This is a genomic window from Streptomyces sp. bgisy130, assembly GCF_057708345.1.
On the sequence record NZ_JBYISA010000009.1, the window covers coordinates 84,917 to 108,808 of the forward strand.

At 70.3% G+C, this 23,892-nt stretch carries 26 protein-coding genes, 1 tRNA gene and 1 riboswitch; of the genes, 19 read left to right on the forward strand and 8 right to left on the reverse strand.

Annotated features, from left to right (window positions below; translation table 11 throughout):
- Positions 1 to 165 precede the first annotated feature (165 nt).
- From AC3EUV_RS14870 to AC3EUV_RS14895, 6 genes are all read left to right on the forward strand, one after another.
- Complete coding sequence (locus AC3EUV_RS14870; protein WP_432140868.1) at positions 166 to 1,605, forward strand: amino acid permease; 1,440 nt, start codon at positions 166 to 168, stop codon at positions 1,603 to 1,605.
- A 102-nt stretch (positions 1,606 to 1,707) separates the two neighbouring features.
- Positions 1,708 to 2,133 carry a M67 family metallopeptidase gene (locus tag AC3EUV_RS14875; protein WP_432140867.1) on the forward strand — a complete coding sequence of 142 codons (426 nt, stop codon included), beginning with the start codon at positions 1,708 to 1,710 and terminating at the stop codon, positions 2,131 to 2,133.
- Positions 2,134 to 2,217: 84 nt separating this feature from the next.
- On the forward strand, positions 2,218 to 2,391 hold the full coding sequence (locus AC3EUV_RS14880; RefSeq protein WP_387241857.1) for a putative leader peptide: 174 nt from the start codon (positions 2,218 to 2,220) through the stop codon (positions 2,389 to 2,391).
- A gap of 130 nt (positions 2,392 to 2,521) precedes the next feature.
- Positions 2,522 to 2,800, forward strand: coding sequence for a MoaD/ThiS family protein (locus tag AC3EUV_RS14885; RefSeq protein WP_432140866.1), 279 nt, complete (start codon positions 2,522 to 2,524; stop codon positions 2,798 to 2,800).
- 1 nt (position 2,801) lies between these two features.
- Complete coding sequence (locus AC3EUV_RS14890) at positions 2,802 to 3,752, forward strand: PLP-dependent cysteine synthase family protein (RefSeq protein WP_387241851.1); 951 nt, start codon at positions 2,802 to 2,804, stop codon at positions 3,750 to 3,752.
- Positions 3,753 to 4,097: 345 nt separating this feature from the next.
- The gene (locus AC3EUV_RS14895; RefSeq protein WP_435603103.1) at positions 4,098 to 4,850 is read left to right on the forward strand and encodes an MBL fold metallo-hydrolase; all 753 of its coding nucleotides are present in this window, start codon (positions 4,098 to 4,100) and stop codon (positions 4,848 to 4,850) included.
- Between the two features lie 99 nt (positions 4,851 to 4,949).
- On the opposite strand, the gene AC3EUV_RS14900 is transcribed toward AC3EUV_RS14895, so the two are convergent.
- Together AC3EUV_RS14900 and AC3EUV_RS14905 are read right to left on the reverse strand one after the other, a co-directional pair.
- Positions 4,950 to 6,221, reverse strand: a complete 1,272-nt coding sequence (locus AC3EUV_RS14900; protein WP_432140864.1) for a PTS transporter subunit EIIC — start codon at positions 6,219 to 6,221, stop codon at positions 4,950 to 4,952.
- A 248-nt stretch (positions 6,222 to 6,469) separates the two neighbouring features.
- Entirely contained in the window at positions 6,470 to 7,780 is a 1,311-nt protein-coding gene (locus AC3EUV_RS14905; RefSeq protein ID WP_435603104.1) for a PTS transporter subunit EIIC, read from the reverse strand.
- A gap of 240 nt (positions 7,781 to 8,020) precedes the next feature.
- On the opposite strand from AC3EUV_RS14905, the gene AC3EUV_RS14910 reads away from it, so the two are divergent.
- From AC3EUV_RS14910 to rdgB, 4 genes are all read left to right on the forward strand, one after another.
- Positions 8,021 to 8,254 (forward strand): PTS sugar transporter subunit IIB, encoded by a 234-nt coding sequence (locus tag AC3EUV_RS14910; protein ID WP_018091307.1) that lies wholly within the window; start codon positions 8,021 to 8,023, stop codon positions 8,252 to 8,254.
- An 87-nt stretch (positions 8,255 to 8,341) separates the two neighbouring features.
- Positions 8,342 to 9,073 (forward strand): ribonuclease PH, encoded by a 732-nt coding sequence (rph, locus tag AC3EUV_RS14915; protein ID WP_190144782.1) that lies wholly within the window; start codon positions 8,342 to 8,344, stop codon positions 9,071 to 9,073.
- A gap of 279 nt (positions 9,074 to 9,352) precedes the next feature.
- Positions 9,353 to 9,760 (forward strand): hypothetical protein, encoded by a 408-nt coding sequence (locus AC3EUV_RS14920; protein ID WP_432140862.1) that lies wholly within the window; start codon positions 9,353 to 9,355, stop codon positions 9,758 to 9,760.
- A gap of 27 nt (positions 9,761 to 9,787) precedes the next feature.
- A complete protein-coding gene (gene rdgB, locus AC3EUV_RS14925; RefSeq protein WP_432140861.1) occupies positions 9,788 to 10,423 on the forward strand; it encodes an RdgB/HAM1 family non-canonical purine NTP pyrophosphatase in 636 nt (211 codons plus the stop codon).
- Positions 10,424 to 10,484: 61 nt separating this feature from the next.
- Here rdgB and AC3EUV_RS14930 read toward each other — a convergent pair.
- The 4 genes from AC3EUV_RS14930 to proP all read right to left on the reverse strand — a co-directional run bounded on the left by AC3EUV_RS14930 (position 10,485) and on the right by proP (position 13,760).
- Positions 10,485 to 10,560 (reverse strand) — tRNA-Leu (locus tag AC3EUV_RS14930).
- A gap of 11 nt (positions 10,561 to 10,571) precedes the next feature.
- A complete protein-coding gene (locus tag AC3EUV_RS14935) occupies positions 10,572 to 11,438 on the reverse strand; it encodes an HNH endonuclease signature motif containing protein (protein ID WP_435603105.1) in 867 nt (288 codons plus the stop codon).
- Between the two features lie 10 nt (positions 11,439 to 11,448).
- Entirely contained in the window at positions 11,449 to 12,072 is a 624-nt protein-coding gene (locus tag AC3EUV_RS14940) for an HNH endonuclease (protein ID WP_432140859.1), read from the reverse strand.
- A 149-nt stretch (positions 12,073 to 12,221) separates the two neighbouring features.
- Positions 12,222 to 13,760, reverse strand: a complete 1,539-nt coding sequence (gene proP, locus AC3EUV_RS14945) for a glycine betaine/L-proline transporter ProP (protein ID WP_432140858.1) — start codon at positions 13,758 to 13,760, stop codon at positions 12,222 to 12,224.
- 320 nt (positions 13,761 to 14,080) lie between these two features.
- Here proP and AC3EUV_RS14950 point away from each other — a divergent pair, with 320 nt between their 5' ends.
- Positions 14,081 to 14,587, forward strand: a complete 507-nt coding sequence (locus AC3EUV_RS14950) for a hypothetical protein (RefSeq protein ID WP_432140857.1) — start codon at positions 14,081 to 14,083, stop codon at positions 14,585 to 14,587.
- The gene (locus tag AC3EUV_RS14955; protein WP_432140856.1) at positions 14,587 to 15,903 is read left to right on the forward strand and encodes a sensor histidine kinase; all 1,317 of its coding nucleotides are present in this window, start codon (positions 14,587 to 14,589) and stop codon (positions 15,901 to 15,903) included. Before AC3EUV_RS14950 ends, AC3EUV_RS14955 begins: the two co-directional genes overlap by 1 nt.
- 55 nt (positions 15,904 to 15,958) lie before the next feature.
- On the opposite strand, the gene bcp is transcribed toward AC3EUV_RS14955, so the two are convergent.
- Complete coding sequence (gene bcp / locus AC3EUV_RS14960) at positions 15,959 to 16,426, reverse strand: thioredoxin-dependent thiol peroxidase (RefSeq protein ID WP_432140855.1); 468 nt, start codon at positions 16,424 to 16,426, stop codon at positions 15,959 to 15,961.
- A 225-nt stretch (positions 16,427 to 16,651) separates the two neighbouring features.
- Between bcp and AC3EUV_RS14965 the strand changes: the two genes are divergently transcribed.
- From AC3EUV_RS14965 to AC3EUV_RS14975, 3 genes are all read left to right on the forward strand, one after another.
- Positions 16,652 to 16,969: a DUF3618 domain-containing protein gene (locus tag AC3EUV_RS14965; RefSeq protein ID WP_432140854.1), complete on the forward strand. Its 318-nt coding sequence runs from the start codon at positions 16,652 to 16,654 to the stop codon at positions 16,967 to 16,969.
- 136 nt (positions 16,970 to 17,105) lie between these two features.
- Positions 17,106 to 17,408 (forward strand): GroES family chaperonin, encoded by a 303-nt coding sequence (locus AC3EUV_RS14970; protein WP_042155576.1) that lies wholly within the window; start codon positions 17,106 to 17,108, stop codon positions 17,406 to 17,408.
- Between the two features lie 65 nt (positions 17,409 to 17,473).
- A riboswitch (guanidine-III (ykkC-III) riboswitch) is annotated at positions 17,474 to 17,539 on the forward strand.
- Between the two features lie 31 nt (positions 17,540 to 17,570).
- Positions 17,571 to 17,891, forward strand: a complete 321-nt coding sequence (locus tag AC3EUV_RS14975; protein WP_235468612.1) for a DMT family transporter — start codon at positions 17,571 to 17,573, stop codon at positions 17,889 to 17,891.
- 35 nt (positions 17,892 to 17,926) lie between these two features.
- On the opposite strand, the gene AC3EUV_RS14980 is transcribed toward AC3EUV_RS14975, so the two are convergent.
- Positions 17,927 to 20,125 carry a transglycosylase domain-containing protein gene (locus AC3EUV_RS14980; RefSeq protein WP_435603106.1) on the reverse strand — a complete coding sequence of 733 codons (2,199 nt, stop codon included), beginning with the start codon at positions 20,123 to 20,125 and terminating at the stop codon, positions 17,927 to 17,929.
- 288 nt (positions 20,126 to 20,413) lie between these two features.
- On the opposite strand from AC3EUV_RS14980, the gene AC3EUV_RS14985 reads away from it, so the two are divergent.
- The 4 genes from AC3EUV_RS14985 to AC3EUV_RS15000 all read left to right on the forward strand — a co-directional run bounded on the left by AC3EUV_RS14985 (position 20,414) and on the right by AC3EUV_RS15000 (position 23,863).
- Complete coding sequence (locus AC3EUV_RS14985; RefSeq protein WP_432140852.1) at positions 20,414 to 21,211, forward strand: ABC transporter permease; 798 nt, start codon at positions 20,414 to 20,416, stop codon at positions 21,209 to 21,211.
- Positions 21,212 to 21,332: 121 nt separating this feature from the next.
- Positions 21,333 to 22,097 carry an ABC transporter permease gene (locus AC3EUV_RS14990; RefSeq protein WP_432140955.1) on the forward strand — a complete coding sequence of 255 codons (765 nt, stop codon included), beginning with the start codon at positions 21,333 to 21,335 and terminating at the stop codon, positions 22,095 to 22,097.
- Between the two features lie 50 nt (positions 22,098 to 22,147).
- On the forward strand, positions 22,148 to 23,173 hold the full coding sequence (locus AC3EUV_RS14995) for an ABC transporter ATP-binding protein (protein WP_432140851.1): 1,026 nt from the start codon (positions 22,148 to 22,150) through the stop codon (positions 23,171 to 23,173).
- Positions 23,174 to 23,182: 9 nt separating this feature from the next.
- Positions 23,183 to 23,863, forward strand: a complete 681-nt coding sequence (locus tag AC3EUV_RS15000) for a DUF1707 SHOCT-like domain-containing protein (protein ID WP_432140850.1) — start codon at positions 23,183 to 23,185, stop codon at positions 23,861 to 23,863.
- Positions 23,864 to 23,892 lie beyond the last annotated feature (29 nt).

Genomic DNA, 23,892 nt, shown 5'->3' on the forward strand with positions numbered 1-23,892 from the left:
CTTCGATGGCCCGTGTTAAATGTTCACGACCTGCCGTGAGCGACGCCACCCCTGTCGCCGCGGGAGCGCTGAGCCGGCCGACCGTCGGCGTGCAGGAACTCCATCCGGGGGGATCGGGACCCGATCCGGACAGACCGGGTCGGAATGGAGAAAGGCGCACCACTGATGACCTCTGTGCAGGTCGACAAGCAGCACGACGGTAATGAGGCACCTGGGCAGGAGCCCGAGGAGGGCTACCAGCGGGGGCTGGGAAACCGTCAGATCCAGATGATCGCCATTGGCGGCGCCATCGGTACCGGCCTGTTCCTCGGGGCCGGCAAGGCGATCTCGATGGCCGGGCCGAGCATCGTCCTCGCCTATGCCATCGTCGGCCTCGTCATCTTCTTCATCATGCGGGCCCTGGGCGAACTGCTCATGTACCGGCCCGTCTCCGGCTCCTTCTCGGAGTACGGACGCGAATTCCTCGGCCCGTTCATCGGCTTTGTGACCGGCTGGACGTACTGGCTCTTCTGGGTCGTCACCGGCATCACCGAAGTGACCGCCGCCGCCACGTATGTGCAGTACTGGAACAAGGACATACCGCAATGGGCCTCGGCACTCGTCTTCACGTGTGCGCTCTTCGGTATCAACCTGATCTCCGTGAAGATCTTCGGTGAGCTGGAATTCTGGTTCTCGATGGTCAAGGTCACCGCGATCATCGGCATGATCCTGATCGGCCTCGGCGTGATCACCCTCGGCTTCTCCGACGCCGGTGACACCGCCTCCTTCACGCTCCTGTGGTCCGACGGCGGCTTCTTCCCCAAGGGCATCGGCGGCACGCTGATGACGCTGCAGATCGTGATGTTCGCCTTCCTCGCCGTCGAGCTCGTCGGCGTCACCGCGGGCGAGGCGACCGACCCGAAGAAGGTCCTGCCCAAGGCGATCAACACCGTGCCGTGGCGGATCGGTCTCTTCTACATCGGCGCGCTGATCATCATCCTCTCCGTCGTCAGCTGGACGGCCTTCAAGCCGGGCGTCAGCCCGTTCGTCGCCGCCTTCCAGCAGATCGGGCTGCCGGCCGGTGCGGGCATCGTCAACTTCGTGGTGCTGACCGCCGCGCTCTCCTCGGCGAACTCGGGCATGTACTCCACCGGCCGGATGCTGCGCGACCTCGCGCTCAACGGCCAGGGCCCGAAGTTCTTCACCAGGCTCAGCAAGAACGGCCTGCCCACCTGGGGCACCGGCGTCTCGGTCGCGATGATGCTGTTCGGCGTCTACATCAACTACCAGTGGCCCGGTGAGGCGTTCAACTACGTCGTCTCCTTCGCCACCATCTCCGGTATGTGGGCGTGGATCGTCATCCTGGCCTCGCAGCTGCGCTACCGCGCCAAGGCGAACCGCGGCGAGCTGCCGCAGTCCGAGTTCAAGGCCCCCGGCAGCCCCTTCACCTCGGTCTTCGCGCTGGCCTTCATCGGCATGGTGATCGTGATGATGGGCGTCGACAAGGACGCCCGGATCTCGCTCTACGCGGCTCCCGTGTGGGCGCTCATCCTGGGCGTCGGCTACCTCTGCATCAAGCGGCGGGACGCGGCGCTCGTGGCGGCCGGCGCGGACACCAAGAGCTGAGGCAGCACCCCGGACGCCGGTGAAACCGCCCGGCTGTCCAGCATGCGGGCCCGTATGTACCACTCTTCGGTACGTGCGGGCCCGCTGGCTATTCTTGGCGCCATGCTGACCCTCACCAAGGCCCTCTACGACCAGATCGTCGAGCACTCCCGCCAGGACCACCCCGACGAGGCCTGTGGCATGGTCGCGGGCCCGGCGGGCAGCGGCCGGCCCGAGCGGTTCATCCCGATGCTGAACGCCGCCCGCTCGCCCACCTTCTATGAGTTCGACTCCTCCGACCTGCTCAAGCTCTACCGCGAGCTGGACGACCGGGACGAGGAGCCGGTGATCATCTACCACTCGCACACCGCCACCGAGGCCTACCCCTCGCGTACCGATATCTCGTACGCGAACGAGCCCGGTGCCCATTATGTCCTGGTTTCCACCGCCGACACCGACGATGCCGGGCCCTTCCAGTTCCGCTCGTTCAGGATCGTGAACGGCGAGGTCACGGAGGAAGAGGTCGAGGTCGTGGCGGAGTACTCCTGAGCGCGTCCCACCTGGCGTACACCAATCGTCCGCATCATGGGACGAGGTTCCAATACCCGGACCGGGAATCGATACGATGACCGCATGGTTGACCACGACGTGAGCGAGAAGAGGACGGGCATGCTGCTGCACGCTCCGCTCGCCACGCGTCGCTCCGCATCCGCGCTGCTCGGCGCGTTCGGCTGCGGAACCGCACGGCTGCACGTGGATCTGTGCCGCCTTTCCAGCGCCATCTGTCCGCGCTGCGCCGGCGCCTGACCCGGCCCGTACGGGCGCGCCGCGCGCGCCTCCCGCACTCCCGCGTCACCCGACGCCCTCCCGGCCTGCCGACCGCCGCGCACCCGGGACGCACCGCACCCGCCACCGCACTCCCACAGGAGCACTCCCCATGGCCATCGAGGTCCGAATCCCGACCATCCTGCGCACCTACACCGACGGCCAGAAGGCCGTCGAGGGCAGCGGAGACACCCTCGCCGACCTCTTCACCGACCTGGAGAGCCGGCACTCCGGTATCCGCGAGCGCCTGGTCGACGGCGAGCAGCTGCGCCGCTTCGTGAACGTCTACCTCAACGACGAGGACGTCCGCTTCCTGGAGGGCATCTCCACCAAGCTGGCCGACGGCGACAGCGTCACGATCCTCCCGGCCGTGGCCGGCGGCATGGTCTGAGATGCGGTACGACTCCCCGCTGGCGGCGGTCGGGAACACCCCTCTCGTCCGCCTCCCGCGCCTCTCACCCTCCGACGACGTCCGTATCTGGGCGAAGCTGGAGGACCGCAACCCCACGGGCTCGGTCAAGGACCGGCCCGCGCTGCACATGATCGAACAGGCCGAGAAGGACGGCCGGCTCACCCCCGGCTGCACCATCCTCGAACCGACCAGCGGCAACACCGGCATCTCGCTCGCCATGGCGGCCAAGCTCAAGGGCTACCGCATCGTGTGCGTCATGCCGGAGAACACCTCCTCCGAGCGGCGCGAGCTGCTCGCCATGTGGGGCGCCGAGATCATCTCCTCGCCCGCGGCCGGCGGCTCCAACACCGCCGTCAGGGTCGCCAAGGAGCTGTCCGCCGAGCACCCCGACTGGGTGATGCTCTACCAGTACGGCAACCCCGACAACGCCGGTGCGCACTACGCCACCACCGGCCCGGAGATCCTCGCCGACCTCCCCTCCGTCACCCACTTCGTGGCCGGTCTGGGCACCACCGGCACGCTCATGGGCGTCGGCCGCTATCTGCGCGAGCAGGTCCCCGGCGTCCAGATCGTCGCCGCCGAACCGCGCTACGACGATGTCGTCTACGGTCTGCGCAACCTCGACGAGGGCTTCATCCCCGAGCTCTACGACGAGTCCGTGCTCACCACCCGCTTCTCGGTCGGCTCCGAGGACGCGGTCCGCCGTACCCGCGAACTCCTCGCCGAGGAAGGCATCTTCGCGGGCATCTCCACCGGCGCGGCGCTGCACGCCGCGATCGGCGTCGCCAAGAAGGCGGTCAAGGCGGGGGAGCCCGCCGACATCGTCTTCGTGGTCGCCGACGGCGGCTGGAAGTACCTCTCCACCGGCGTCTACACCGCCGAATCGACCGAGGCAGCCATTGCCACCCTCCAGGGCCAGCTCTGGGCGTAGAACGGGGCGGAATTCCGGGATGCCCCCGGGCCAAAACCGGGGGCACTCCACGGACGGCGGCGGGCCGGCATTCAGCCGCCGCGGCACCGGTCCCTGCGTACGGGCGTACGGGCGTGCGGGGCGACAGCCCAGACTGGTGATTCCGCCCACAGCTCGCCCCGCTGGAGGCACCACAGGACCTTTTGCGGCTTACGCTCGTGGGCACCGCACAGACCGCCAAGGATCCGGCACCACCCCGGCAGGGCCCGCCGGGACACCCGCACGGACCTTCCCCGAGCGCTCAACTGGGTTCGAGCAGGGGGAGGCCGCTGACCGCCGCCCCCGCCCACGGAGGTTCACGCCCGTATGAAGCTCACTGTCGTCGGATGCTCGGGGTCGTTCCCTTCCATGGAATCGGCCTGTTCGAGCTACCTCCTGGAGGCCGACGGCTTCAGGCTGCTCCTCGACATGGGCAATGGCGCCCTGGGCGAGTTGCAGCGCCACACCGGCCTCTATGACCTGGATGCCGTGCTGCTGTCGCATCTGCATGCGGACCACTGCATCGATTTGTGCGGCTATTTCGTCGTTCGCTATTACCGTCCGGACGGCGGGCGTTGTGCGCCGATGCCGATCTACGGGCCGGCCGGCACCGAGGTGCGGCTGACCGTCGCACACGCCGATGTGCCGCACGAGGGCGCGATGAGCGAGGTCTTCGACTTCCGCACGCTGACCCCCGGCACCTTCACCATCGGCCCGTTCACGATCCGTACGGAACACGTCAGCCACCCGGTCGAGGCCTTCGGCTTCCGCATCGAGCACGGCGGCCGCACCCTGACGTACTCCGGCGACACCGGCCCCTGCGCGGCACTGGAGTCGCTCGCCGAGGGCGCCGACTTCTTCCTGTGCGAGGCGTCCTTCACGTACGGCAAGGAAGACATCCCGGATCTGCACCTCAACGGCCGGGAGGCCGGCGAGAGCGCCCGGCGGGCCGGTGTCGGCCGGCTGGTGCTGACCCACATCCCGCCGTGGACCGACCCGGACATCAGCATCCGCGACGCCCAGAAGGTCTACGACGGCCCGGTCGAGGCCGCCAAGGCGGGCGCGGTCTACGAGATCTGAGCGCACGGCGGGCGCGTCCCGCCATGGCGAAGGCCCCCGGAACCGCAGGGATTCCGGGGGCCTTCGCCATGGCCTATGCCGCCGCCGGGCGGTGGCGGTTCAGCCCTTGTACTGGGCCTTGTCCTCCGCGGCGATCTCCTCCTCGGGCTCGCGGCCCGGGGTCGGGAGGTTGAACTTGACGATCGCGAACCGGAACACGGTGTAGTACAGCGCCGCGAAGGCCAGGCCCGTGAGCACCAGCAGCCACGGCTTGGTGGCGATACCGAGGTTCAGCACGAAGTCGATCGCGCCGGCCGAGAAGCCGAAGCCGTCCTTCATGCCCAGCGCCCAGGTCAGCGCCATCGAGACACCGGTCAGCACCGCGTGGATCGCGTACAGCACCGGGGCGATGAACATGAAGGTGAACTCGATCGGCTCGGTGACGCCGGTGATGAAGGCGGTCAGCGCGATGGAGAACATCATGCCGCCGACGACCTTGCGGCGCTCGGGCCGGGCACAGTGCACGATCGCCAGGCAGGCGGCCGGCAGCGCGAACATCATGATCGGGAAGAAGCCGGTCATGAACTGTCCGGCCGAGGGGTCATGGGCCAGGAAGCGGGCGATGTCGCCGTGCTTGCCCTCGTAGTCACCGGCCTGGAACCACGGGAAGGAGTTGAGCAGGTGGTGCATGCCGACCGGGATCAGCGCACGGTTGGCGACACCGAAGATGCCGGCGCCCACCGCGCCCGAGCCGACGAGCCAGGCACCGAAGCTGTGCAGCCCGGACCCGAGCACGGGCCAGATGTAGCCGAAGACGATGCCGATGACGAGACCCGCGAAGGCGGAGAGGATCGGCACCAGACGGCGCCCGCCGAAGAAGCCGAGCCAGTCGGGCAGCTTCTTGCGGCTGTAGCGCTGGTAGAGCAGCGCGACCACGAGACCCATCACGACGCCGCCCAGCACACCGGCGTCCACCGGCGGGGCGACGTTGGCTATCTTGCCGTCCACGACCTCCTGGACCACGGGCAGGTTGGCGTCCTTGAAGGTGCCCAGCACCTGCTTGAAGACCAGGTAGCCGACGACCGCGGCCAGACCGGTGGAGCCGTCGGACTTCTTGGCGAAGCCGATCGCGATGCCCACGGCGAAGAGCATCGGCAGGTTGTCGAGCAGCGCGCCGCCGCCGGCCGCCATGAACTCGGCGATCTTGTTCAGGAAGGCGGGCAGCGACTCCCGGCCCAGCATGTCCGGCTGGCCGAGCCGCACCATCAGCGCCGCCGCGGGAAGCGTGGCGATCGGCAGCATCAGACTGCGGCCGATCCGTTGGGCCACTGCCATGGCGCGGGAGCCGCGACCCTGCTTGTCGGGAGCCGCCGTAGCGGTGGCCGAACTCATCGGATTCCTCCTGGTGAGGCGGGCACTCGAAGGGGGGACGGCCCGCACTTGGTCTACACCTTGGTCTACACCACTAGTGGTTTAGACCATTCTTAGCACGTAGTCCCGACGTAAAGGAATCCAAAGGAATTCATTCTTCCAAGTGGTGTGGACCACATGACAACCGGCCCCCGGGTCACAGGACCCAGAGGCCGGCGGGCGGTCTTCCGGTGGCGTTCCGGCGGTGATCCGGTGGCGTTCCGGTGGTGCTACTTCACGTTCTCCCGCTCCATCGCGTCCCCCACCTCATCCGGCTCGCGGCCGGGCGTCGACAGGTTGAATCTGGTGATCAGGAAGCGGAAGAGGGCGTAGTAGACCACCGCGAAACACAGGCCGATGGGAATGATCAGCCAGGGTTTGGTCGCCAGGCCCCAGTTGATGACGTAGTCGATCAGCCCCGCCGAGAAGCTGAAGCTGTCGTGGACCCCCAGCGCCCAGCTCACCCCCATCGACACACCCGTCAGCAGCGCGTGCAGCACGTACAGCAGCGGCGCGACGAACAGGAAGGAGTACTCGATCGGCTCGGTCACACCCGTCACGAACGACGTCAGGCCGACCGACAGCATCATGCCCGCGATCTCCTTGCGGCGATGCGGCTTGGCGCAGTGCGCGATCGCCAGCGCCGCCGCCGGCAGCGCGAACATCATGATCGGGAAGAACCCGGTGGTGAACTGCCCCGCATCCGGATCGCCCGCCATGAACCGGTTGATGTCGCCGTGGACGACCGTGCCGTCCGGCTTGGTGAAACTGCCGAACTGGAACCAGACGAAGGTGTTCAGGAACTGGTGCAGACCGATCACCAGCAGGGCGCGGTTGGCGACGCCGAAGATGCCGGCGCCCCACGAGCCCAGGCCCGACAGCCACTCACTGAAGCTCGTCAGCGCATCGCCGACCGGCTGCCAGACGAACAGACACAGCACCGCGAAGACCAGGCCGACGAAGGCTATGATGATCGGGACCAGCCGGCGGCCGTTGAAGAAGCCCAGCCAGTCGACCAGCTTCACCCGGTGGAAGCGCTGCCAGAGCCAGGCGGACAGAAAGCCCATGACGATGCCGCCGAAGACCCCCGGGTTCTGGAAGGCGGCCTGGGTCACCGTGTCGTCCTTGTCCACGCAGACGCCGTTCCACAGGCCCGCCTGGGTGTACGTCTGGCCCGCGGCGCAGCCCTGCGGGAACGCGTGCAGCACCGAGAAGTAGACGAGGAAACCGGTCACCGCCGCCAGCGCCGTCGACCCGTCGGACTTCTTGGCCATCCCGATCGCCACACCGATACAGAACAGCAGCGGCAGGCCGAGCCCCGAATCCAGCAGCGCACCGCCGGCGGCCGCGAAGACCTTGCCGACCGCGTCCCAGCCCAGCCCCTGCGCGCCGAACACATCCGGCTGGCCGAGACGGTTGAGAATCCCCGCGGCGGGCAGGACGGCAATCGGCAGCTGGAGACTGCGCCCCATCTTCTGTAGGCCCTGGAAGAGGTTCGACGCCCAGTTCCTCCTCGGCGCCGCCGCTGCGTTCGCACTCATCCCTGTCCTCCCGGCGGCCGGCCCGTCGACAGCCGGCCCGGTGCTTGCCGCATACTGGTGGTGTAGACCACTTTCGGGGGGCGCGCCGCCGCCGGATTTCCGGCTGCCCGGCGCGCACTCCGGTGATCGCCATCCTTCGCCAGACAACGGACAAACGCCCACATAGTTGGGCTGAACGTGCGTTACGGTGTGAAAACCGCACGGCGCCACCGCCGGCGGCCGAGACAAGCAGGAGTGGACATGGCCAGCAAGGCTGAGAAGATCGTCGCCGGGCTCGGCGGACTCGACAACATCGAAGAGGTCGAGGGCTGCATCACCCGCCTCCGCACCGAGGTCGTGGACTCCTCCCTCGTCGACGAGGCCGCCCTCAAGGCCGCCGGCGCCCACGGCGTCGTCAAGATGGGCACCGCGATCCAGGTCGTCATCGGCACCGACGCCGACCCCATCGCCGCCGAGATCGAAGACATGATGTGAGCTGACCCCCGCTCACTCCCGAAGGCCCCGCCCCGGACACCACCGCCCCGGAGTGGGGCCCTCGCCGTTCCCGATAGGGTCTACGCCATGTCTCGCATCGACGGCCGCACCCCCGAACAGCTCCGCCCGGTCACCATCGAACGCGGCTGGAGCAAGCACGCCGAAGGCTCCGTCCTCATCTCCTTCGGCGACACCAAAGTCTTCTGCACCGCCTCCGTCACCGAAGGCGTCCCGCGCTGGCGCAAGGGCACCGGCGAGGGCTGGGTCACCGCCGAATACTCGATGCTGCCCCGCTCCACCAACACCCGCGGCGACCGGGAATCCGTACGCGGCAAGATCGGCGGCCGCACCCACGAAATCAGCCGCCTCATCGGCCGCTCCCTGCGCGCCGTCATCGACTACAAGGCCCTCGGCGAGAACACCATCGTCCTGGACTGCGACGTCCTCCAGGCCGACGGCGGCACCCGCACCGCCGCCATCACCGGCGCCTACGTCGCCCTCGCCGACGCCATCACCTGGGCCCAGGACAAGAAGCTCATCCGCCACGGCCGCAAGCCCCTCACCGGCACCGTCTCCGCCGTCAGCGTCGGCATCGTCGACGGCACCCCCCTCCTCGACCTCTGCTACGAGGAGGACGTCCGCGCCGAGACCGACATGAACGTCGTCTGCACCGGCGACGGCCGCTTCGTCGAGGTCCAGGGCACCGCCGAGGCCGAGCCCTTCGCCCGCGACGAACTCAACGCCCTCCTCGACCTCGCCGTCGCCGGCTGCGCCGAACTCGACGGCGCCCAGCGCGCGGCACTCGCCCGCACCCTCTGAGCACCCGCAGCGGTACACACGGCCCGCGCTCCGGCGACTCGGAGCGCGGGCCGCTCGTCCTCGCCATCCTGCTCACCCGGGCCGGCCTCCTCTGACGGCGGCCACCGGGGGAGGGGCGCGCCGCACGGCCGCCGGCGGTGGGGGCTGCGCCGCCGCTCGCTGACGGACCGGCCCCGCCCCACCGCCGCTGACGGACATCGCGCCGCCGCGCAACCAAAACAACCCCGCCGCGCGTTTCTTCCTTTGCCCGCACATTGCCAACGGAAGGAAACCCGCGCCATGGCCCCCCGCACGCTCCCGCAGCGCCGCCGCGCCACCACCGCAGTCGCCGCGCTCGCGGCCGCCACCCTCGCGATACCGCTGCTCTCCGCCTGCGGAGCGGTCCAGAAGGCCATGGACTGCGCCAACACCGCCTCCTCCGTCGTCAGCGCCGTCGACAAGCTCCAGCAGGCCGCGGACACCGCCGTCAGCGACCCGAAGAAGACCCAGCAGGCCCTCGACGACATCGACGCCAACCTGCGCAAGCTCAGCAAGGAGTCGAGCGACCCCGACCTCTCCAAGGCCATCGACAAGACGAACGACGGCATCAAGGCCGCCCGCAAGGACCTCGACAACAACAAGGCCCCCGACATCCAGCCGATCGTCGACGGCACCGGCCAGATGACCAAGATCTGCACCCCGGGATAGCCGGCCCAGCCGGGATAATCGGGTCCCATGCAGACTCACACCGGCGGACCCTCCGCACGCCCCCGCCGCCTCATCCTCGCCACCCGTAACGCCGGCAAGGTCAGCGAGCTCCGCGCGATCCTGGAAGCGGCCGACCTCGACATCGAACTCGTCGGCGCCGACGCCTACCCGGACGTCCCCGACGTCAAGGAAACCGGCGTCACCTTCGCCGAGAACGCCCTCCTGAAGGCCCACGCCCTCGCCCGGGCCACCGGCCACCCCGCCGTCGCCGACGACTCCGGCCTCTGTGTCGACGTCCTCGGCGGCGCGCCCGGCATCTTCTCCGCCCGCTGGGCCGGAACCCACGGCGACGACCGGGCCAACCTCACCCTGCTCCTGGCCCAGCTCGGCGACATCGCCGACGAGCACCGCGGCGCCCACTTCGCCTGCGCCGCCGCCCTCGCCCTCCCCGACGGCACCGAACGCGTCGTCGAGGGCACCCTCGACGGCACCCTCCGCCACACCCCCACCGGCACCGGCGGCTTCGGCTACGACCCCATCCTCCAGCCCCTCGGCGACACCCGCACCTGCGCCGAACTGACCCCCACCGAAAAAAACGCCATCAGCCACCGCGGCCAGGCGTTCCGCGCGCTGGCGCCGGTGGTGCGGGAGTTGTTGGGCTGAGGGGGCCCGTATGCACGAAAACGGCCTCCCTGTCCGATGACGGGGAGGCCGTATGCGTAGGTGGGCCCGGTGGGACTCGAACCCACGACACACCGGACCTAAACCGGCGCCCTCTTGGCCAGCTGGGGTACGGGCCCGCGTGCCCACTCTACTGTGCCCGGCGGCGCGGCTGTGCGGAGATGGCCGAGTGCGCCGACCTGCGGGAGAAACCCTTCGTCTGGCTGTGGCACGAGGGACACAGATAGCGCAGGTTCGCCAGCCGGTTGTCCAGCCGGTCACCGTTGATGTGGTCGATCTCCAGGACGAGCCGCTTGCCCTGCCAGGTGTCGCCGAGGCCGCACTCCGTGCACCGCCGGGGCACCTGCTTCTCATCGAGGGCACGGCGTAAGAACGTCGTTCTCTCGCGTCGGGAACCTGGTGCGCGTTGCCGCAGGATGTGGTCGGCCGACCTGCGGTTCGGGGAAGGAAGCCCCCGCCGGTGGCCCTGCCCTGTGAAGTGCTCGGTCGACAGGCCGTATGCCTCGATACTGCGCTGCACCGCTCTTCGTGAGGTGCCGTGGTCGGTCAGGGCGAGGCACGCAAGGACTCCGGCGAGGCTCCGTGAGGCGGCCACGGCCCGTTCCAGTTCGCCGCGTGGGAGCAGGGAGGAGCCATGCCGGTGGCGGGTGAAGTGGGAGGTGTCGATGCCTAATTGGTCCAGCTTCCTGCGGAGGTGCGTGTACGCGCTGTCGTAGGGCGGAACCTCCATGTACTCCAGCATTTCCCGGATGCTGTGTGACCGCGAGGCGGCCTCGGTGAGCAGCGCCTCGGTGTACGAGCGGGGCTGACGGTGTGGCAGCGGCTCGTCGACGAAGTGCCCGGTGTCGATGCCGTGGTGCTGCAACCGCTCGCGCAGGTATCTGCGGGGACCGCTGCCCAACGGCGCGTCGAGGCGGCGCATCATGTCGACCAGACTGGTGGAGGCCGCGGCCGTACGGGTCAGCAGATCGCGGGTGTAGGCGGCGCGCCGGGCCATGACCGGAACGTCACTTCCGCCGAAGCTTGCGGCCGCGGTACGTGTCGGTCACCGCATGGCAGTTGGGGCACAGCAAGCGCAGATTGGCCGGGCGGTTGTCCCACCAGTCACCGTTGAGATGGTCGACTTCCAGGCGCAGCGGCTTGCCGTTCCATTCCGTACCTGTGGCGCACATCGCGCACCGCTTCGGAGTTCCCCGACGCAGCAGGTTCTGGCGCAGGCGCTCGCCTCCGGTGCGGCCGTCGGCCGGCGAGCCGAGAACCAATGGGTCGCGCTTGGCGCTCTTGGTGCGTGCGCGGGACGTTGCGGTGAAGTGCGAGGTGTCGATGCCCAGTTCGGCGATGCGCCTGCCGATGTGTGCTTGATTTCCGCCGACGGGGCTGATGCCGAGGCGGCGTACGACCTCGGCGATGCTGTGCGAGCAGGCCACCAGCTCACGAAGCCGGGACTCGGTGTGCCGTACGCCAGGGGGAGCGAAGTGCGCGGTGTCGACGCCGGCTTCCCGCATTCTTGCGCGCAGGTAGCGTCTGCTGCCGGGCGACGGTGTCCCGCCGAACCATCGCACGGCGTCGTCGAACGACGAGCAGGCGCGTGCGGCCTCGGCCAGCCGCTCGGGCGTGTACTTGACCGGCATGATCCCCCCGTCCCGCGCACCAGGTCCCTCCCCCGTGCACCCCTCGAACAGAACAACGATCGAATGCAGGGCCGGTTACGGCAGGTGGCGGAGAACCGGAAAGGGCCCCGGGGAAATCCCCCGAGGCCCCAAGTGCCCTGTGGTACAGCTCAGAAGCGTGGTTCCGGGGACTGGGCCTCGATGAGTTCGACGGCTTCTTCCTTGGTGGCTACGGAGGGTGGGGAGCCTTCGAGGGGCTGTTGGGCGGTTTCCTTCATGCAGGCGACGGCGATGACGCCGACGAGGGCGGCGCCCATCGTGTAGTAGGCGGGGACCATCACGTTCTTGTCGAAGACGTCCATGAGGGCGGTGATCACCAGGGGGGTGGTGCCGCCGAAGAGGGAGACCGCCAGGTTGTAGCCGATGGAGAGGGAGCCGTAGCGGACGTTGGTGGGGAAGAGGGCGGGGAGGGCGGCGGACATGGTGCCCAGGAGGCAGACCAGGGAGAGGCCGAGGAGGGCCATACCGGCGCAGACCGCGGGGACGCTGCCCTGCTTGACGAGGAGGAAGGACGGGATGGCCAGGACGAAGAAGCCGACCATGCCGGTCATCAGCAGCGGCTTGCGGCCGTAGTGGTCGCTGAGCTTGCCGACGGTGCTGAGGACGCACATCAGGACGGCCATGGTGCCGAGGAGGATCAGCAGACCGTGGGACTCCTCGTAGTGGAGGGTGTCCGTCAGGTAGGTCGGCATGTACGACAGCAGCATGTAGTCGGTGATGTTGTACGCGCCGACCAGGGCGATGCAGAGGATGAGGGTGGGCCACTGCTGGGTGAAGATCTCGCTGATCTTCTTCTTGGGGGCGTTCTCGGAGAGGTGGGAGAACTCGGCCTCGGTCTCGACGGCCGAGTTGCCGCCGCCGTGGGTCTGGGCGGCCTCGAACTTCTGGAAGGCCGGGGTCTCGTCGAGCCTGACCCGGAGGTAGAGACCCACCAGGCCGAGCGGGCCGGCGATCAGGAACGGCAGGCGCCAGCCCCAGTTGAGCATGGCCTCGTCGCCGAGGGTGGTGTTGAGCAGCAGCACGATGCCGGCGGCGCCGGTGTAGCCGATGAGGGTGCCCATCTCCAGGAAGCTGCCGAAGTAGCCGCGCTTCTTGTCGGGGGCGTACTCGGCGATGAAGGTGGAGGCGCCGCCGTATTCACCGCCGGTGGAGAAGCCCTGCACCAGGCGGAAGAGGATGAGCAGGACGGGCGACCAGAAGCCGATGGTGGCGTAGGACGGGATCAGGCCGATGCAGAGGGTGCCCAGCGCCATCATGATCATGGTGAGGGCGAGGACCTTCTTGCGGCCGATGCGGTCGCCGAGCGGGCCGAAGTAGGCGCCGCCGAGGGGGCGTACGAGGAAGGCCACGGCGAAGGTCGCGAAGGAGGACAGCAGGCTGGTGGTGTCGCTGCCGCCGGGGAAGAAGACCTTGCCGATGGTGACCGCGAGATAGCTGTAGATCCCGAAGTCGAACCACTCCATGGCGTTGCCGAGCGCGGCGGCCTTCACAGCGCGCTTGACGACGCGCTCGTCGGTGACGGTGATGTCGGTGCGCCGCAGTTTGGGGTTCTTGCGCCGCGCGACGGCACGGAAGAGCACCCGGTGGCGCTTGAGCGCTTCCCGGTCCTGGTCGGGAGCGGGGTCGGCGTCGGTGCTGCCGGTCGGCACGAGGCGGTCCTCTCGGGTCGGTCAGCGCGGGGTGCGCGGTGGGGATACGACAGGTGCGCCTGCGCAGTGGAGCGCGAATCAAACCACTCTGGCCGGAGGAATTGCGGTACGTCCTGCGCGGCTGGGCCGTACGGAGCACCGCGGCGGGGAGGCGCCAGAGGGGCGACGGGCCTTGTTACAGGACTGGTACACAGCCGAGTGCCCACCGCAGCGTTGAGGCAATCGTCCTGTGTCGCGGGGGCGGGAGAGTGTCAGCGCAGGGCGCGGCATTCGTGTTTGCTGTGGGGGGTACGGGGTGTCGTCCCCGGGAGGAGAGCGTGATGACGGACCGCGAAGGGGCCCGCTGGGTTCGGGGGCGTACCGCGCTGGCGGCCTTTGTCGTGGTGACGGCGCTGGCGGCCGGCGGGGTGTGGCTCGGGCAGGCGCCGGGCCGTGCGTCGGCGGTGGATGCCGCGCCGAAGACGTCGGCGGTGCAGGACGTGAAGGACCGCGGCACGTCGTCCGGGGGGCTGCCGGGGGTCCGGGACTGCGGGCGCGGCAAGCCGGTGACCAAGCCGCATGTGATCACGCTGACCTGCGAGGATGCGGAGATGGTGGCGACCGCGATCACGTGGAAGTACTACGGTGCGCGGGAGGCCCTGGGGGTGGGTGTGGTGCAGGTGGAGAGGTCGGATGCCGGGGCGGGCACGGAGGCCGGGTTCCCGGCGACGTTCCGTCTGCGGGATCCGGAGCGGGTCGGCGGGGAGCTGGCCTTCACCGGCCTGGAGGTGACGTACGAGGGGTCCACGCCGCTCGGTGACACGACGGAGATGTACACCCTCGCGTGATGGGCATTCGAGGCCGGATCGCGCTGGCCATTTCCTGTATGACCGCGCTGGCCGTGGTGGTGCTCGGGTTCGCCGTGCACCACATAGCGGATGCGGAGCGGGAGCGGTCGGCGCGGGCCTATCAGGACGACCGGCTGAGTTCGGCACTTCAGATCTTCGAGCGGGACGGCACGCTGGCGCTGGGTGCGCAGCTGGATGCCGTGGCCCTGCCGTCGCCGTTGCGGGAGGCGGTGTTCCGGAACCAGTCGGGGACGTATGTCAGCGGCGGCGAGGATCCGCGGGTGTGGGCGGCGACCGGGGTCGGCGGCGGCGACGGGGGCCGGCCGGCGCGGTCGCTGTCGGTGTCGGCGGCCTATCCGGACGACGATCCGGCGCAGTTGGCGCTGGATCGGGCGCTGCTGATCGCGGGGTGCGGCACGGTCACGCTGATGGCGGGGGTGTCGTGGTTCGTGGCGCAGCGGCTGTCGCGGCGGCTGCGGCTGAGTGCGGCGGCGGCGCGGCGGATCGCGGCGGGTGCGGCGCCGGACGCGGACGCGCTGGCGAGCAACGGCCGGGACGAGGTGGCCGAGTTGGGCCGCAGTGTGCATCACATGGCGACGTCGCTGGCGGCGCGGGTGCAGGCGGAGCGGGAGTTCACCGCGGACGTGGCGCATGAGCTGCGGACGCCGGTGGCCGGGCTGGTGGCGGCCGCGGAACTGCTGCCGCAGCCGCGGGCGGTGGAGCTGGTGCGGGACCGGGCGCAGGCGATGCGGCGGCTGGTGGAGGATCTGCTGGAGGTGTCCCGGCTGGACGCGGGGGTGGAGCGGGCGGATGTGGACGCCTGTGAGCTTCCGTCACTGGTGCGCGGGATCGTGCAGCGGGCGGCGCGGCAGCGCGGGGTCGACGAGGCCGACGAGGTGTCGGTGACCGTGGAGGGGGAGCCGCGGATCGTGGAGACGGACCGGCGCCGGGTGGAGCGGGTGCTGGTGAATCTGCTGGCGAACGCGGCCAAGCACGGCAAGCCGCCGATCGAGGTGGTGGTGGCGGGTGCGCGGATCGTGGTGCGCGATCACGGGCCGGGGTATCCGGCGGAGTTGTGTGCCGAGGGGCCGCGGCGGTTCCGTACGGCCGCGCCGGAGCGGGGGACCGGGCACGGTCTGGGGCTGACGATCGCGGCCGGCCAGGCGGAGGTGCTGGGCGCGCGGCTGGACTTCGGCGCCGCCGCGGACGGCGGCGCCGAGGCCGTGCTGGAACTGCCGGACCAGCCGGCGACAGTGCCGGGGGTCGGTATTCCACTCGCCGAAACCGACAACGGCTCCTGCCCCGGGCCACCCTGACGCGGGGCGCCGGCCGTGCTGGAAGTCCCGGACCAGGCGGTGCCCGATCCCGCGGTTACAGCCCCAGGTCCTTGATGATCTTGGCGACGTGGCCGGTGGCCTTGACGTTGTAGAGGGCGCGCTCGACCTTGCCGTTCTCGTCGAGGATGACGGTGGAGCGGATGACGCCGGTGACGGTCTTGCCGTAGAGCTTCTTCTCGCCGAAGGCGCCGTAGGACTCCAGGACCGACTTGTCGGGGTCGCCGAGGAGGGTGACCTTGAGCTCTTCCTTCTCGCGGAACTTGGCGAGCTTCTCCGGCTTGTCGGGGGAGATGCCGATGACGTCGTAGCCGTGGCCGGCGAGGAAGTCGAGGTTGTCGGTGAAGTCGCAGGCCTGCTTGGTGCAGCCGGGGGTCAGGGCGGCCGGGTAGAAGTAGACGATGACCTTGCGGCCCTTGTGGTCGGCGAGCGAGACCTGCTTGCCGTCCGCGTCGGGCAGGGTGAAGGCCGGTGCGGTGTCGCCGGGCTGAAGTCGCTCGCTCATGGTTCTCCTTCGCGTGGGTCCGTACGCCCCCGACATTAGCCAGCCGGGGCGCGGAGCGGTGCCGGGGGCGTCCCGGCGCTGCGAAACGGGGGTGCTGTGGGGCGTGTGGGGGGCCGAGCTGACAGACTGTCCATGACGAATCGGCAGTCAGTGGTGTGGCCGGTTCCGTACGGGACCTAGAGTCCGGACCCGTACGGATCGGCGCGAGACGACGGAGGCAGCGCGGTGGCGGAGGCCAGGACCCCGGCGCAGATCGAGGCGGACATCGTCCGCAGGCGGCAGGAGCTCGCCGTCACGCTCGACGAGATCGGTGTGCGGCTGCACCCGAAGACGATCATGGATGATGCGAAGGCCAGGGCCGCGGCCGCCATGGACCGTACGGCGGGGCGAGCCTATGTGGCCGCCAACCGCGCGGTGACGGATGTGCGGGCGCAGCTGGTGTCGGAGGACGGGGCGCCGCGGCTGGAGCGGATCATTCCGGTGGCGCTGATCGGCGTGGCCGTGGTGGGCCTGCTGACGCTGCGCGCCAGGCGGCGCTGCTAGGGGGTGTCTCTCTGGCGGACCGCCGCCGGCCGGGCGCGGGGTGGCCCGCGGTGCGTGCCGGGCGGCGCCGGGCAGGTACGGTCATGCCGTGAGCCCGAATAACACCAAGGACACCCACGACAAGTTGCCGATCCGGATGCTGCACGACCGTGTGCTGGTCCGGACGGACATCCCCGAGGGCGAGCGCCGCTCGACCGGGGGCATCGTCATTCCCGCGACCGCGGCGGTCGGCCGCCGCCTGGCCTGGGCCGAGGTGGTCGCGGTCGGGCAGAACGTGCGGACCGTGGAGGTCGGGGACCGGGTGCTGTACGACCCGGAGGACCGGGCCGAGGTCGAGGTGCGCGGGGTCGCGTATGTGCTCATGCGGGAGCGCGATCTGCACGCGGTGGCCGCGGAGCGGCTGGAGGGCGCGGAGGACTCGACCGGGCTGTATCTGTAGCCGGTTGGCCCCCTGGCCAGGGGGTTCTCGCGGGCGGTGACCGGGGTCACCGCCCGTTTCGCTGCCTTTTGCTAGCCTCGGGAACCGCCCGACGAGACGCGCCGTACCGGGTCAGGACAAGACGACGCACCCCTGTTGAAGCTCTTTCGCGGAGGTGCCGTCATGGCCTGGATTCTGATTGTGGTCGCCGGTCTGCTGGAGGTCGGCTGGTCGGTCGGGATGAAGTACACCGACGGCTTCACCCGGCTGTGGCCCAGTGTGTTCACCGGCGCGGGCATCGTCGCCAGCATGCTGCTGCTCTCGTACGCGGCCCGGACCCTGCCGATCGGCACCGCCTACGGCGTCTGGGTCGGCATCGGCGCGGCGGGGGCGGCGGTGGTCGGCATGACGGTGCTCGGCGAGCCGGCCACCGCGGCCCGGATCTTCTTCATCTGTCTGCTGCTGGTCGCGGTGGTCGGGCTCAAGGCGACGTCGGGGCACTGAGGACCGGCCGCCGCGCAGCGCGCTCCCCGGGTGCCCTAGCCGCCCCACCCCCACCCCATCTGCCGCTCCAGGACATCGCTCTGGGGCTGGACCGTGGGGAAGTCATCGGTCGGGGGTGTGGTCGGCCCGGGCTCGGTGGGGGCCGTCGGGGTGGGGGGTGTGACGGTCGGCCGGGTGGGGCCGCCGGTGGGCGGGACGGGGCCGGTGGGGGAGTCCGTCGGCTCGGTGGACGGGCTGCCCGAGGCGCTGGGCGACGGCGAATCGCTGCTGGAGGGCTCGGGCGAGGACGGCTCCGCGCCCGCCTCCAGCTGGAGGTCGAAGTCGCGGACCGGGCGGCCTTCCAGCGCGGCCGCGGTGTAGTCGGCCCAGATCTGGGCGGGGTAGTCGCCGCCGTTGACCCGTGACAGCCCGCCCGCGCCGTACAGGGGCTCCTGTGCGGCGCTCTCCGGGTTCTGGCCCAGCACCGCGACGACGGTGGCGAGTTCGGGCGTGTAGCCCGCGAACCAGGCCGCCTTGTCCTCCTCGGCCGTACCGGTCTTGCCGGCCGCGGGCCGCCCGGCGCCCTGGGCGGCGGTGCCGGTGCCGCCGTCGACGACGCCGCGCAGGATCGCGGTGGTGGTGTCGGCGGCCGGCCTGGGGATGGCCCTGGTCTCCTCGCGCTCGGGCAGTTCGATCTCCTCCTCGCCCTTGGTGACCTTGTCGACCAGGGTGTACGGCCGGTGGCGTCCGTGGTCGGCGAAGGTGGCGTAGACCTGGGTCATGTCCAGGACGCTGGGGGTGGCGGTGCCGAGCGAGACGGCGCCCTGGGACGAGGCGAGGCTGGGGGTGCGGGCGGGGATGCCCAGCGCGACGGCGGTGGCCTTGACCTTGGCGGGGCCGACGTCGATGCCCATCTGGGCGTAGACGGCGTTGACGGACTTGTCGGTGGCCTCGGTGACGGTGATCGGGCCGTAGGAGCGGTCGTCCTCGTTGGCGGGCGCGAAGCCGGTGGGCCGCCCGTGACTGACCGTCATCCGCTTGTTGGTGCCGTCGTAGACGGTGTTCGGGGTGATCCGGGTGCCGTCCTGGGTGGTGGAGCCGTGCGCCACGGCGGAGGCGAAGACGATCGGCTTGAAGGTGGAGCCGACCTGGTAGTCCCGGCGGGTGGCGCCGTTGACGTACTGCTTGGCGTAGTCGATACCGCCGTAGAGGGCCACCACCCGGCCGCTCGCGGGGTCGATGGAGGCGCCGCCGGCCCGGACGTTGCGGTCGGCCTTCCGGGAGTCGTCGAGCCGGTCCATCACCCGGGTGTTGACCGCCTTGACGAAGGCGTTCTGGCGCTTCTTTCCGATGGTGGTGGTGATGCGGTAGCCGCCGCCGCGCAGGGTGTCCTCGTCGAGGATGTGGTGGTCGGAGAGGTAGTTCTTGACCGCTTCGACGAGGTAGCCGCGCTGCCCCGAGAGCCCGGGGGAGGCTTTGGCGCGCTGCGTCGCGGGGAACGTCAGCGCGGCCCGCTCGGCAGGGGTGAGCCACTTCTTCTTGACCATGCCGTCCAGGACGTAGTTCCAACGCGCCAGTACCCGCGGCCGGTTCTCGGGGTGGGCGGTGAGGTCGTAGGCGCTGGGGGCGTTGAGGAGGGACGCGAGATAGGCGCCCTGGGCAGTCGTCAGCTGCTCCGCGTCGCGGCCGTAGTAGGACCGGGCGGCGGCCTGGATGCCGTAGGCGTTGCGGCCGTAGTAGCTGGAGTTGAGGTAGCCCTCCAGGATGTTGTCCTTGCTCACCTCGCGGTCCAGCTTGATGGCGATGAAGAACTCCTTGGCCTTGCGGGTGAGGGTCTGTTCCTGGCCGAGGTAGTAGTTCTTCACGTACTGCTGGGTGATGGTGGAGCCGGACTGCTTGCCCTTGCCGGTCAGGGTGTTCCAGGCGGCCCGGACCATCGCGGCGGGGTCGACCGCGGACTCGGAGTAGAAGTCGCGGTCCTCGGCGGCGAGTACGGCCTGCTGGACGGTCTTGGGGATCCGGCTGAGGGTGACGTTCTGCCGGTTGACCTCGCCGTCGTGGGCCAGCTCGGAGCCGTCGGAGTAGAGGTAGATGTTGCTCTGGGCCTTGGCGGCGCTGTTGGCCGGCGGGATGCCGACGAGCAGATAGCCGGCGATCATCCCGCCGACGACGAGCAGCAGGAACAGCAGCCCGGTGCCCAGCACCGTGCGCCAGGTGGGGAGGGCACGGCGCCAGCCCGTGCGTGGTCCGCTCATGTCGGTATGGACTCCTCGGCCGCCGCCGGAGGTTGTACTGCGGCGGACGGTGTCGTGTCGGGGATTGCGCGCGGTACGCCGGGAGAGCAACCGCCGCGCGCGGGGAAACTCTCGCATCATGCGCACCGGTCAGCGGAGGTGGCGCGCACCGCGGACCGCCACCTGACCGGCTGAATGGCGCCCACGGCTCACCCGAAGCGGTGATAATTCGATGGTGCCCGCCGTGCCCGCGCCTTAGGCTCCGGTGCTTTGCGCGTCCGACGACAACGGGGCTGGGGGGAACGCGGCGTGGTGTACGCGGCGGTGGCGGCCGGCAGCTTCCGGCGGTACGCCACCTATCGGATCGCCACCGTGGCGGGGGTGTTCACCAACACCGTCTTCGGCTTCATCGTCGCCTACACCTACATCGCGCTGTGGGACGAGCGGCCGCATCTGGGCGGCTACGGCCAGGCGCAGGCGCTGACCTTCGTCTGGACCGCGCAGGCGCTGCTGGCCACCGCGGCGCTGATGGGCGGCGGCGGGCTGGACGAGCTCCAGGAGCGGATCCGTACCGGCGATATCGCGGTGGACCTCTACCGGCCGGCGGATCTCCAGCTGTGGTGGCTGGCCGCGGATCTGGGGCGGGCCGGGCTCCAGCTGCTCGGCCGCGGGGTGGCGCCGATGGCGGTGGGCGCCCTGGCCTTCCCGCTGGCGCTGCCCGGCGATGCGCTGACCTGGGGCTGTTTTCTGCTGTCGGTGCTGTTCGGGGTGCTGGTGAGTTTCGCGCTGCGGTATCTCGTCGCGCTGGCGTCGTTCTGGCTCCTCGACGGTGCGGGGCTGGCCCTGATCAGCGGGCTGGCCTGCCTGTTCTTCACGGGGATGGTGCTGCCGCTGCGGGTCTTCCCCGGCGGTTTCGGGGAGGTTGTCCAGCTGCTGCCGTGGGCGGCGATCCTTCAGGTGCCGGCCGATGTGCTGATGGGGGTCCGCAGCGGCGACGGGCTGGTGCGGGGGCTGGTGTTCCAGGCGGGGTGGGCGGGGGCGCTGCTGGCGCTGGGCCGGCTGGTGCAGTCGGCGGCGACCCGCAAGGTGGTGGTGCACGGTGGCTAGCGGGCGGACGGCGGTGCCGGTGCCGGGCCGGGGCGGGCGGACGGCGGTGCCGGGCCGGGGCGGGCGCGGCCGGGCGGCGGAGGCGGCGCGGGGGCTGGCCGCGTACGGGCTGATCGTCCGGATGTGGGTGCGCTCCACCCTCGCCTACCGGGCCTCGTTCGTGATGATGGCGGTCGGCAGCTTCGCCGCCAACGGGCTGGACTTCGTGGCGATCATGCTGATGTTCTCGCAGATCGAGGCCCTCGGCGGCTTCTCGCTGCCCGAAGTGGCCTTCCTGTACGGCACGTCCGGGCTCGCGCTGGGCCTGGCGGATCTGCTGCTGGGCAGCATCGAGGGGCTGGGCCTGCGGATCCGGGACGGCACCCTCGACACGCTGCTGCTGCGCCCCGTACCGGTCTTCGCACAGATCGCGGCGGACCGCTTCGCGCTGCGCCGGGTGGGCCGGATCACCCAGGCGCTGTTGGTGCTCGGCTGGGCGCTGCCCCGTATCGAGGTGGACTGGACCGTGGGGCGGGTGCTGATGGTGCCGCTGATGGCGGTGTGCGGCACGGCCATCTTCGCGGCGGTCTTCACCGCCGGGGCCGCCTTCCAGTTCTGGGCGCAGGACGCGGCCGAGGTGCAGAACTCCTTCACCTACGGCGGCAACACGCTGCTCCAGTACCCGCCGACGGTGTTCGCCAAGGAGCTGGTGCGCGGGGTCACCTACCTCGTACCGCTGGCCTTCGTGAACTGGCTGCCCGCGCTGCGGCTGCTGGGCCACCCCGACCCGCTGGGGCTGCCGGGCTGGGTGGACTTCCTGGGGCCGGCGGTGGCGGCGCTGATGTGTACGGGGGCCGGGCTGGCGTGGCGGCTGGGGCTGCGGGGGTACCGGAGCACCGGCAGCTGACGCCGCCGCACGGGGCGGGCCGCGAACGGGACGACGAAGGAGTGGGTGGGATGAGCGGTGCTGCCGACGCGGAGCAGCTGATCGAGGTCGACGGCGTCGAGAAGGTCTTCTCGGTGCGGCGCAGGGCGGGCCGGCTACGGCGGGTGCGGCAGGAGGTCCGGGCCGTGGACGGGATCTCCTTCCGGGTGCCGCGCGGCGAGATGGTCGGCTACATCGGGCCGAACGGCGCCGGGAAGTCCACCACTATCAAGATGCTCACGGGCATCCTCGTCCCCAGCGGCGGCCGGCTGCGGATCGCCGGCATCGACCCGGCGCGGGAGCGGACCCGGCTCGCCCGCCGGATCGGGGTGGTCTTCGGGCAGCGCACCACGCTGTGGTGGGACCTGCCGCTGAAGGACTCCTACGAGCTGGTGCGGCGGATGTACCGGGTCCCGGACCGCACCTACCGCGCCAACCTGGAGCGCTGTGTCGAACTGCTGGACCTGGGCCCGCTGCTGACCGTGCCCGTACGGCAGCTGTCGCTGGGGCAGCGGATGCGCGGCGATATCGCGGCGGCGCTGCTGCACGACCCCGAGGTGCTGTATCTGGACGAGCCGACCATCGGCCTCGATGTGATCAGCAAGGCGAAGGTGCGCGAGTTCCTGCGCGAGGTGAACGCCGAGCGGGGCACCACGGTCCTGCTGACCACCCATGACCTGACCGACATCGAGCAGTTGTGCCGCCGGGTGATGGTCATCGACCACGGTCATCTGGTGTACGACGGCGGCCTCGACGGGCTGCGGGCGGCCGGTGGCGGCGAGCGGACGCTGGTGGTGGACCTGGCGCGGGAGCTGCCGCCGATCGAGGGCGTACCGGGCGCCCGTACGGTCCGGGTGGACGGGCCCCGGCAGTGGCTGGCGTTCCCGGCGTCGCAGAGCGCGGCGCCGCTGGTCGCGGCGGTCGCCGCACGCTACCCGCTGGTGGATCTGTCGGTGCGGGAGCCGGACATCGAGACCCTGATCGCCGAGCTGTACGCGGGCGGGGGCACGCGGTGGGATGTCGCGGAGGACCGCGGCAATGCGGGCGGCGCCCTCTAATGTGTCCGTATGACTGAAGACCTCCCGGAATTGCGCGCTTCCGACTCCGACCGTGAGCGGGTCGCCGAGATCCTGCGGGACGCCGTGGCGGAGGGGCGGCTGGCGATGGAGGAGTTCGACGAGCGGCTGGACGCGGCCTACCGGGCCCGCACCTACGGGGAGTTGGAGCCGCTCACCGCCGATCTCCCGGTGGCCGCGGCGGCCCCGGCGCCGCTGTCGCTGCGCAAGGAGAGCGGCGTGCCGGTGCGGTGGCCGGAGCGGATCGTGAGCGGCACGGACGGTTCCGCGGTGGGCGTCGGCATCATGGGCGGTTTCCAGCGCAAGGGCCGGTGGACGATCGGGCGGCGCTTCACGGCCGTCGGCGTCATGGGCGGCGGGGAGATCGACCTGCGCGAGGCGAACTTCGCCGGCCCGGAGATCGTGATCAGCTGCTGGGCGCTCATGGGCGGGGTGCAGATCGTGGTGCCACCGGGCGTCGATATCGACGTCCGCGGGCTCGGCATCATGGGCGGCTTCGACGCGCGGGAGGACGGCGCACCGGCCGAGCCCGGCGCGCCCCGGGTCATCGTCAGGGGCCTGGCACTGATGGGCGGCGTCAGCGTCGAGCGCAAGCTGCCCAGGGCCGAGCGCCGCCGCCTGAAGGAGGAGCGGCGCCGCCTCAAGGAGGACGGGCGCAAGGAGCTGGACTAGGGCCTGGCCGACGGATCTTGTGACCGGCT

Excerpts from the sequence above, each read along its gene's own strand:
- AC3EUV_RS14870 (WP_432140868.1), top strand. The coding sequence starts at position 166 with ATGACCTCTGTGCAGGTCGACAAGCAGCACGACGGTAATGAGGCACCT.
- AC3EUV_RS14875 (WP_432140867.1), top strand. The coding sequence starts at position 1,708 with ATGCTGACCCTCACCAAGGCCCTCTACGACCAGATCGTCGAGCACTCC.
- AC3EUV_RS14880 (WP_387241857.1), top strand. The coding sequence starts at position 2,218 with ATGGTTGACCACGACGTGAGCGAGAAGAGGACGGGCATGCTGCTGCAC.
- AC3EUV_RS14885 (WP_432140866.1), top strand. The coding sequence starts at position 2,522 with ATGGCCATCGAGGTCCGAATCCCGACCATCCTGCGCACCTACACCGAC.
- AC3EUV_RS14890 (WP_387241851.1), top strand. The coding sequence starts at position 2,802 with ATGCGGTACGACTCCCCGCTGGCGGCGGTCGGGAACACCCCTCTCGTC.
- AC3EUV_RS14895 (WP_435603103.1), top strand. The coding sequence starts at position 4,098 with ATGAAGCTCACTGTCGTCGGATGCTCGGGGTCGTTCCCTTCCATGGAA.
- AC3EUV_RS14900 (WP_432140864.1), bottom strand. The coding sequence starts at position 6,221 with ATGAGTTCGGCCACCGCTACGGCGGCTCCCGACAAGCAGGGTCGCGGC.
- AC3EUV_RS14905 (WP_435603104.1), bottom strand. The coding sequence starts at position 7,780 with ATGAGTGCGAACGCAGCGGCGGCGCCGAGGAGGAACTGGGCGTCGAAC.
- AC3EUV_RS14910 (WP_018091307.1), top strand. The coding sequence starts at position 8,021 with ATGGCCAGCAAGGCTGAGAAGATCGTCGCCGGGCTCGGCGGACTCGAC.
- rph (WP_190144782.1), top strand. The coding sequence starts at position 8,342 with ATGTCTCGCATCGACGGCCGCACCCCCGAACAGCTCCGCCCGGTCACC.
- AC3EUV_RS14920 (WP_432140862.1), top strand. The coding sequence starts at position 9,353 with ATGGCCCCCCGCACGCTCCCGCAGCGCCGCCGCGCCACCACCGCAGTC.
- rdgB (WP_432140861.1), top strand. The coding sequence starts at position 9,788 with ATGCAGACTCACACCGGCGGACCCTCCGCACGCCCCCGCCGCCTCATC.
- AC3EUV_RS14935 (WP_435603105.1), bottom strand. The coding sequence starts at position 11,438 with ATGGCCCGGCGCGCCGCCTACACCCGCGATCTGCTGACCCGTACGGCC.
- AC3EUV_RS14940 (WP_432140859.1), bottom strand. The coding sequence starts at position 12,072 with ATGCCGGTCAAGTACACGCCCGAGCGGCTGGCCGAGGCCGCACGCGCC.
- AC3EUV_RS14950 (WP_432140857.1), top strand. The coding sequence starts at position 14,081 with ATGACGGACCGCGAAGGGGCCCGCTGGGTTCGGGGGCGTACCGCGCTG.
- AC3EUV_RS14955 (WP_432140856.1), top strand. The coding sequence starts at position 14,587 with ATGGGCATTCGAGGCCGGATCGCGCTGGCCATTTCCTGTATGACCGCG.
- bcp (WP_432140855.1), bottom strand. The coding sequence starts at position 16,426 with ATGAGCGAGCGACTTCAGCCCGGCGACACCGCACCGGCCTTCACCCTG.
- AC3EUV_RS14970 (WP_042155576.1), top strand. The coding sequence starts at position 17,106 with ATGCTGCACGACCGTGTGCTGGTCCGGACGGACATCCCCGAGGGCGAG.
- AC3EUV_RS14975 (WP_235468612.1), top strand. The coding sequence starts at position 17,571 with ATGGCCTGGATTCTGATTGTGGTCGCCGGTCTGCTGGAGGTCGGCTGG.
- AC3EUV_RS14980 (WP_435603106.1), bottom strand. The coding sequence starts at position 20,125 with ATGAGCGGACCACGCACGGGCTGGCGCCGTGCCCTCCCCACCTGGCGC.
- AC3EUV_RS14990 (WP_432140955.1), top strand. The coding sequence starts at position 21,333 with ATGTGGGTGCGCTCCACCCTCGCCTACCGGGCCTCGTTCGTGATGATG.
- AC3EUV_RS14995 (WP_432140851.1), top strand. The coding sequence starts at position 22,148 with ATGAGCGGTGCTGCCGACGCGGAGCAGCTGATCGAGGTCGACGGCGTC.
- AC3EUV_RS15000 (WP_432140850.1), top strand. The coding sequence starts at position 23,183 with ATGACTGAAGACCTCCCGGAATTGCGCGCTTCCGACTCCGACCGTGAG.